General features: G+C 55.8%; 7 protein-coding genes. 3 read left to right on the top strand and 4 right to left on the bottom strand.

The features are described from left to right. Nucleotides 1-58 precede the first annotated feature (58 nt). Nucleotides 59-1,249 carry an IS1249 family transposase gene (locus tag ADM64_RS02425; RefSeq protein WP_162838042.1) on the bottom strand — a complete coding sequence of 397 codons (1,191 nt, stop codon included), beginning with the start codon at nucleotides 1,247-1,249 and terminating at the stop codon, nucleotides 59-61. A gap of 204 nt (nucleotides 1,250-1,453) precedes the next feature. After that, nucleotides 1,454-1,951 (bottom strand): ferritin, encoded by a 498-nt coding sequence (locus tag ADM64_RS02420; protein ID WP_049193030.1) that lies wholly within the window; start codon nucleotides 1,949-1,951, stop codon nucleotides 1,454-1,456. Between the two features lie 103 nt (nucleotides 1,952-2,054). Between ADM64_RS02420 and ADM64_RS02415 the strand changes: the two genes are divergently transcribed. From ADM64_RS02415 to msrB, 3 genes are all read left to right on the top strand, one after another. Next, a complete protein-coding gene (locus ADM64_RS02415; protein WP_049193029.1) occupies nucleotides 2,055-2,867 on the top strand; it encodes a dihydrofolate reductase family protein in 813 nt (270 codons plus the stop codon). Between the two features lie 143 nt (nucleotides 2,868-3,010). Beyond that, nucleotides 3,011-4,267: a glycosyltransferase family 87 protein gene (locus ADM64_RS02410; RefSeq protein WP_070827430.1), complete on the top strand. Its 1,257-nt coding sequence runs from the start codon at nucleotides 3,011-3,013 to the stop codon at nucleotides 4,265-4,267. Then, nucleotides 4,260-4,685 (top strand): peptide-methionine (R)-S-oxide reductase MsrB, encoded by a 426-nt coding sequence (msrB, locus tag ADM64_RS02405; RefSeq protein ID WP_048733231.1) that lies wholly within the window; start codon nucleotides 4,260-4,262, stop codon nucleotides 4,683-4,685. The genes ADM64_RS02410 and msrB overlap by 8 nt, the downstream gene beginning before the upstream one ends. 91 nt (nucleotides 4,686-4,776) lie before the next feature. On the opposite strand, the gene hemQ is transcribed toward msrB, so the two are convergent. Then, nucleotides 4,777-5,475 (bottom strand): hydrogen peroxide-dependent heme synthase, encoded by a 699-nt coding sequence (gene hemQ / locus ADM64_RS02400; RefSeq protein WP_049173031.1) that lies wholly within the window; start codon nucleotides 5,473-5,475, stop codon nucleotides 4,777-4,779. Between the two features lie 84 nt (nucleotides 5,476-5,559). Further along, the gene (gene hemG, locus ADM64_RS02395) at nucleotides 5,560-7,038 is read right to left on the bottom strand and encodes a protoporphyrinogen oxidase (RefSeq protein WP_049193028.1); all 1,479 of its coding nucleotides are present in this window, start codon (nucleotides 7,036-7,038) and stop codon (nucleotides 5,560-5,562) included. Nucleotides 7,039-7,143 lie beyond the last annotated feature (105 nt).

Raw genomic sequence — 7,143 nt, 5'->3', positions numbered from 1 at the left:
GGGTTAAGTAGCAAAAAGTGTGTCCGCTCGGCGTGTTGCGGGGCGGGCACACCGTTTGTTACTTCATGGGGCCTTTTCTGATTCCTATCGAGTGTTCGTACTCGGTTGGGATAGCGTTGTCGTAGAAGGCTGGTCGGCCTGTTTCATGGTCGGCTTTGTTGTGGTCTTCTTCGACAAGATCGTTGACTTTGGCGAGTTGATCTTGGCCGAAATTGCACTGCCTGGCGATCTTTAATGGGTCGTCAGGCAGTTGCGTTTTCGAGTGCAGGTACCACTCGAGCATTTTTCGTTGGCGTTCCCCGGACCTGCCGCGATGCGCGTCGGCGATGCGTTTGAGCCCGGCGTTGATGCCGCCTTCCAGACTGTTTGTCGTTGAAGCCCAGCGTTGAGGCTCAAGCGCATTCGGTGGTGGCTGCAGGTAGGTAAACAGCCATCCTTTCCGTGAGAGGTGCAGCAGGGAGTTGTATGCCTTGCGAACTCGCAGATGGGTCCATTCCCACTGGTTGTTGAGTGTGCGGCGCTCTTTTGACACGGGCGTTTTCTCGTTGAGGAATGCTTTGAATACCTGTCCGAAGTCGTGCAGACGCAGCGTCCACTCCCGTGCCTGGTCGAGTGTGGTGATACGGGTCAGTTTCAACGCCAGGGCGTAGATGGCTTTGCCGGCGTCGGTGCGTGGTCGTGATGTGGTGTAGCGGCGGATGACGCGTTGCGCATGGACGAGGCATCGTTGGATTATCGCGTTCGGCCAGCAGGCTTTAATCGCAGTAAGTGCGCCTTGTCCGCCGTCGAGGACGACGCAGAGCGGCTCAGCGATTTTGCGGAGTAGCTGCGTGTAGGCGTGGGCGGTTTCGTGTTTGGTCCAGTGCCATGCGATGACGTGGTCGTGGCTGGCTGCGACGAGCAAGCATCCGGCGGCGGTGTAGGTACCGTCGATGAAGATCTGGTCGTAGATGCGCTGTGGGTCACCGTCGTTGGGGATGTCGATGAGCCAGAACGGTTTGAATCGGCGGTCAAGTGTCCAACGGCTTACCCCTTGTTGCTGGGCGAGTTCAGACAACGTTGCTGTGGAGGTGGCATAAGAGACGAAGGCTTTAAAGTCGCGGGTCTGCGTGCGGTCGGTGCGGGTTCGTGTCGTGGAACTGCCGCAGTTCGGGTCCTTGCATCGCCACCTGGTTGTGCCTTTAGAAGTGGTTCCGTTTTTCTTCATTTGCCCAGCGCATATCGGGCATCGTGGTCTGTTTTTACTCACCCGGAAAGCACACCAACCCCCGATTAGCACATGCGGGTGCCATTCCGGTGGATTGAACACTAATCGGGCGGATATAAGGTCTTGATGCTTATATCCGCCCGATTTACCCAGCCTAATCAGCAGTAATGCTGAAAGTCAGACACACTTTTTGCTACTTAACCCGGAGCGGTCTTCTCTTTTCGAACTCACAAATCGAGTTTGACGTTAAGCTGCGTCGCGAGCGCTAAGCTCCCGGTCGATACGCAGCAGGCCAGCACCGTTGTCGCCAACAATCTCCAGGCGACCGATGATGCCACGCACGGTGTCCTCTTCCTCAATCTGCTCAACCACGAAGCTGTCCAGCAGCGGGCGGGAGTCGAGATCACCCTCGCTATCAGCAAGCTTGCGGAGGTTACGGATAGATGCCGAAACCTTCTCTTCATGCTCGAGAGCAATGCGGAATGCATCGATTGCGGAAGTGACCTTCACCTCCGGTGCGTCGACAGCACCAATCTGCGGGTGGTTGTCGCGAGCATCGAGGTGTGCGATGAACTGGTTCGCGTGATCAACTTCCTCATCCGCCTGTGCACGCATCCACTCTGCCATGCCGGAGAAATCCAGCAGGTCCAGTTCGATTGCCAGCTGGCGGTAGACGTGGGAAGCGGTGAGCTCCATAGTGATCTGGTCGTTGAATGCCTTCTCAAGAGTATCTGTTAGTCGCATGCCCCTACTATAAGTCCAATCGTTATAAATGACAACGATTATAATACTTCCCTTATAAGCCAGGCCTTGCCTATTCTGCAATCGTCGGCTTAACCTCGGCGGTATGGCTACACTCACCTCCGTAAGCCCATCGACCGACGAAATTCTGCAGTTTCTTTCTCGACCTGCGCAAACGACACATGATACAGCGGCGGTGTCTCACAACACCTCCACCGTCACGGCCATCGCCGTCACCAGCTTGGACGGACGCGGCGCCGTCGAAGGCACCTCTGGCCAGCTTGGCAACGACACCGATGCCACGGTTTTCAACACGCTTCGCGCGCTTGCCGACGTCGTTTTCGTTGGTACAGGCACCATTGCGTCCGAGGGGTACGGGCCAGTTGAGATACCGGAGTACCTAGAGGCCGTTCGACAGAAGCTAGGTCGCTCCGAGCACGTGGCGATGTCCACACTTTCGCGCTCGTTGGATTTAGATATAAAATCTGACTTTTTCGCGAATGCAGAAGTCAATCCTCCGATAATCTTCACCCCGACTAAAGATGCTTTTAATGATGAAGAGGCAAGAGCCGCTCACAAGAACAAAGCTAAAAAGATGGAGTCGGCCGGGGCTCGCGTCGTTAAGTTCCCTAACCCCTCGGTAAAAGCGGCGTTAACGTGGCTGGCTGAACATGGGTATCGGGACATTGTCGTAGAGGGTGGATCGACGATGTATCGAGAAGCATTCAAAAAGGGGTGCGTCGACGAACTGTTCCTGACATTGTCGCCGATGTGGGTGGGTAACGGCCCCCTGACTTTCGGCGAGAACGACCCTGATGAGGACTCGAACTCGACGAACCCGCAGGCTTTTGAAGTGCGGGATATCCTACGTTCCGACTCACACATCTTCCTACGCTATTCCCGCAGCTTCACCCAGTAGGGTGGAGTATTGTGAGTAAACCAAAAATCGACGTGAGCGCAAGCGCAACGGCATTAACGCAAACGTCCAAGGACACGCCAGAGACAAATTCGGTGGCTCCACGCCCTCTGTCTCGGCACGTGTCGCGAGGACTCAGCGCTTTCTTGTGGCCTATCGCAGCTGTGGTGATTTTTCACCGCACCTGGGTTTTGCCGAAAGACGTTTCTGGCACAGATGACTTTACGACCGTCTGGTCGGCAATTAATCGATTCGTATCGCAGGTACCCGTTTATTCGGAAGACTACGTAACAGCCGATCCGCACTATCTGTATTCCCCAGGCGCTACCCTACTTTTAGCCCCGATTGATTTGTTCGGCTCGCTTGAATCGGGCCGAATCTGGTTTGCGGTGTTTCAGTCAGCTGCAATCATTGCGGCAATTGTATTGCTGCTGAGGTGGCTTGGTATTGCGCGCTCTGGCCCCATCATTCCAGCGTCGATAGCACTGCTCTACCTCACGGAACCCGTTACCAACACCCTTGATTTTACGAACGTCAACGGTTCACTCTTCCTTGCATTAGTGCTGTTTTTTATTGCTCTGACCGAGCGGCGCAATATCCTGGCCGGCCTGATCATCGGTATCGCAATCACCATTAAACCTGTTTTCTTGCCAATGCTGTTCCTACCGTTCATGCGCAGGCAGTTCTCTACGGTACTGACCAGTATCGGAGTGGTAATTGCAGCCAATGTCATTGCGTGGCCGCTCATGGTCCAACCACGTGACTACCTAGATATCACCGTCCCCTACCTGGGAGTTGTCCGTGACTTTGCAAATGCTTCACTGACTGGACAGCTTGTTTGGCTAGGTGCCCATCCGACCCTGATTTTGCTGTGGCAGATCTTTTTCGGCATTTTCGTCTTGGTATCCGTCGTGCTCCTTCTTCGCTGGCTCGAAAGGGATGAGATATTCTGGATTGCTACGACTTCCGGAGTTCTCTTCACCGGCGCGTTCTTCCTTTCCAGCCTGGGCCAGCAGTACTACTCGATGACGCTCTTGCCAATGGTTCTCACCGTGCTTCGCCCATTGGTTTTGGCTCGCGACAATGAAGGAAATATTGGTTCGACAGTCATGTTGAATTGGGGCGCAGGACTCGGAGTCGTACTCTGTTTCTTCTACGCCAATTGGTGGATTGATGAAGATGACCTCTTTTTCCCGTGGTTCACGGTTGCAATCGGCGGTATTGGATGGGCCGTTCTTATTCTCTCCATCACGGCAGCACTCATTCGAATGACGATTGTGGATGCCGTCAATGGGCGTAGCTTTGCATCCGGCTTCAGCTGGCTGAGCGACTGGAAGATAGCAGGCAGGAAGTCTAATCAGGAATCTGATCTCAAGTCTGAGGAGGCTATTCAGAATGGTTGATTCGCATAGCGAAGACTGGAATCTGAGCGAAGAAGAATGGCGCGAACGCCTCAGTGCCGCGGAGTACCAGGTTTTGCGTCAGGCAGGTACTGAACGCGCCTTCACCGGTGAGTACACCGATACCAAGACTCAAGGTGTCTACCGCTGCCGGGCCTGTGGTTACGAGCTGTTTCGGTCGAACGAGAAGTTCGACTCTCACTGCGGTTGGCCATCCTTCTTCTCTCCACTAGCTGGAGACCGGATTATTGAGCGCCGAGACACCAGCCTCGGTATGGTCCGTACCGAAGTGCTGTGCAGTCGTTGCAAGTCTCACCTCGGCCACGTCTTTGAGGGTGAGGGATACAATACTCCGACCGACCTGCGTTATTGCATCAATTCAATTTCACTCACGCTCGAACCGGACAAGACGGCTGAATAACTAGATAGAGAAGCAGCGCCGCTGGTCAAAATCCCGTCAGTTAACGGGGCTTGACCAGCGGCGCTGCTGATTCTCTCGTTGATTGCGTGAGCTACGGCAGAACGTTGATGATCTCTGCGATGTCATCGACGCGACGTCCCGTGTGGAACGGAATCTCTTCGCGGACGTGCAGACGAGCCTCGGTGTAACGCATCTTCCACATCAAGTCCACAATGCGGTCGAGCTCCGGCCCCTCGAATGCAAGGATCCACTCGTAGTCACCGAGTGCGAACGCCGGGACAGTATTGGCGCGCACATCCGGGTAGTCACGACCGGCCATACCGTGTTCAGCAAGGATGCGGCGTCGCTCGGTCGGCTCCAGCAGGTACCAGTCGTAGGAACGAACGAAGGGGTAAACCGCAATCCATCGTCCCGGCTCTTCACCCATGATGAACGACGGCAGGTGCGACTTGTTGAACTCAGCTGGACGGTGCAGCGCAGCGTTCGACCAGTGCGGAGTGGATGCCTTGCCCAGCGGAGTCTCGCGCAGGAAGGCGTTGTAGAACGCCTGCAGGTCTTCCAGCTTCTCTGCGTGGATCCAGAACATGAAGTCGGCTTCAGCACGCATGGCCGAAACATCGTAGAAACCACGGATGATCAGATCAGTGTCTTCGTAACGAGCCAGGAATTCCTTGGTCTTAGCCACTGCCTCTTCGCGGTTATCACCGAGTGCACCTGGGGTCACCTTGAAGGCAGACCACATGGTGTAGCGGATGGTGTCGTTGAGCTTCTTGAAATCGAGCTTGGTCATTAGTTGTCTCCTAGTTCGGTTGAAAGGTTTGTTTAAAAACGATGGGTCAGCGCCAGTTTCGTACTCAGCACCAATCTCGCAGCTTTATGCCAGCTCCGCAGCAATCTTGCTGGCCGCAGCCTTGGCGTTGGAGATACATTCCGGAATGCCCGGGCCACTGAGCCACGCCCCTGTTGCTGCAAGCTTAGGCACCTCGGCCAAATCCTGGCGAGCAAAATCCATCAGGCCTCCATGCCCCATATCGAAGCGTGGAATCCCCGCCCACCAACGCTGGACGAAAACCGCTGTCGGTTCGGCATCAAAGCCAGTCGCCTTAGCCAAATCTGCTTTTGCCCTGGCGATGAGGTCCTCGTCGCTACGATGCACGTGCGAGTCATCATCAAAACGGCCGAAGCTTGCCCTCACAACGGCACCGTAGCGCTCACCAATATGTGGCCACTTCCGGGACGACACTGTAAAAGCTTTCGCGGACAGGTCAGCACCAATCTCGCACAACACGCCGTTGATCTCCGGCAGTCCTTCCGACGAGTCGAAACACATACCGACCACCGCCGAGTTCGACGTGTCTACCCCACCAATGAGCTCGGCCGCCTCTGGCGCAAGATTGCTCAACAGCTCCGATGTGGTTGCAGAAGGTGCCGCCACGACAACACCGTCGACGTCGATAGTGCTAATGCTCGTGCCGCTTTCCGACGGCAGTTCCACTGTCACCTCAAAGCCGTTGTCATGCTGGCGCAGACCAGTAGCCTTCGTCGACAAGAGGAGTTCGGCTCCCGATTCGTCGACAAGCGTGTTGTAGAGAACCTCGAAGCCATCGCGGAACGTTTGGAAGACCACCGGTCGCTTCGTCTTCGTCGAATCTGTCGCAGCCTCACTACTCAGACGCGCCTGCTGCGCCTCCTTACGTGCTTCCAGAACGCGCTGGACAGCGCCGGTGAGGCTGACATGGTCACCGACACTAGCCATTTCATCAAGCGCTGCCGCCAGCTGTGGGATGGTCGCACGCAGACCCAGATCGTATGCGGTGGTTGAGTAGACGCCCCCGAGCAGCGGGGAGACGATGCGGTCAACGACTTCCTCACCGAGCCGCGCCGCGACCAGCTGGCCGACATTCATGTCGTCTCCCAGTACCCAGTGCAAGGCTGGAGTGAGCTCGGGGTTCGACTCGGCATCAATCTTGGCGAGGGTGGCCTCGCTGAGGAGGTAGCCCAACCCTTCTGAGCTTCCTGGAATACCGGTGACCGTGTTACGCGGAAGGTCCTTGAGTTCACCTCCAATGTAGAGCTTGGAAGGCAGCCCCGAAGGGGCGACTAGCTGATCTGCCAAACCGAGTTCCTTGAAAAACTCGGTGGCATCGTGACGGAACGCCAGGTACGCCTCAGCGCCCGCTTCGAGAGGGCCGTTAGTTCCTGTTCGAGTCTTCAGCTTGCCGCCGACCTGTGCACTGGACTCGATGACAATTATTCTTGCGGCGGGTCCGAGCTTTTTACGCAACTCATACGCTGCGGTCAGGCCGGAGATACCGCCACCTATGACGGCAATGGTAGAAGGTTGTGCAACCACGGTATTTCGTACGCTTTCTCTATGCCCGCGCCTCGAGCGGGCACGGTCGATAAGACTTGTAGGAAATTAGCTAGTGCGTGTTTTACACGCCTGTTGCGTCGGCTT

Source organism: Corynebacterium sp. 401_CJEI, from assembly GCF_001076435.1.
GTDB lineage: Bacteria > Actinomycetota > Actinomycetes > Mycobacteriales > Mycobacteriaceae > Corynebacterium > Corynebacterium jeikeium_D.
Note: the sequence above shows the minus strand (reverse complement) of the source record. Positions and strands in the feature narration are given on the sequence as shown.

Coding starts and splice junctions, on each gene's coding strand:
- ADM64_RS02415 (WP_049193029.1), top strand. CDS start 2,055: ATGGCTACACTCACCTCCGTAAGCCCATCGACCGACGAAATTCTGCAG.
- msrB (WP_048733231.1), top strand. CDS start 4,260: ATGGTTGATTCGCATAGCGAAGACTGGAATCTGAGCGAAGAAGAATGG.
- ADM64_RS02420 (WP_049193030.1), bottom strand. CDS start 1,951: ATGCGACTAACAGATACTCTTGAGAAGGCATTCAACGACCAGATCACT.
- hemQ (WP_049173031.1), bottom strand. CDS start 5,475: ATGACCAAGCTCGATTTCAAGAAGCTCAACGACACCATCCGCTACACC.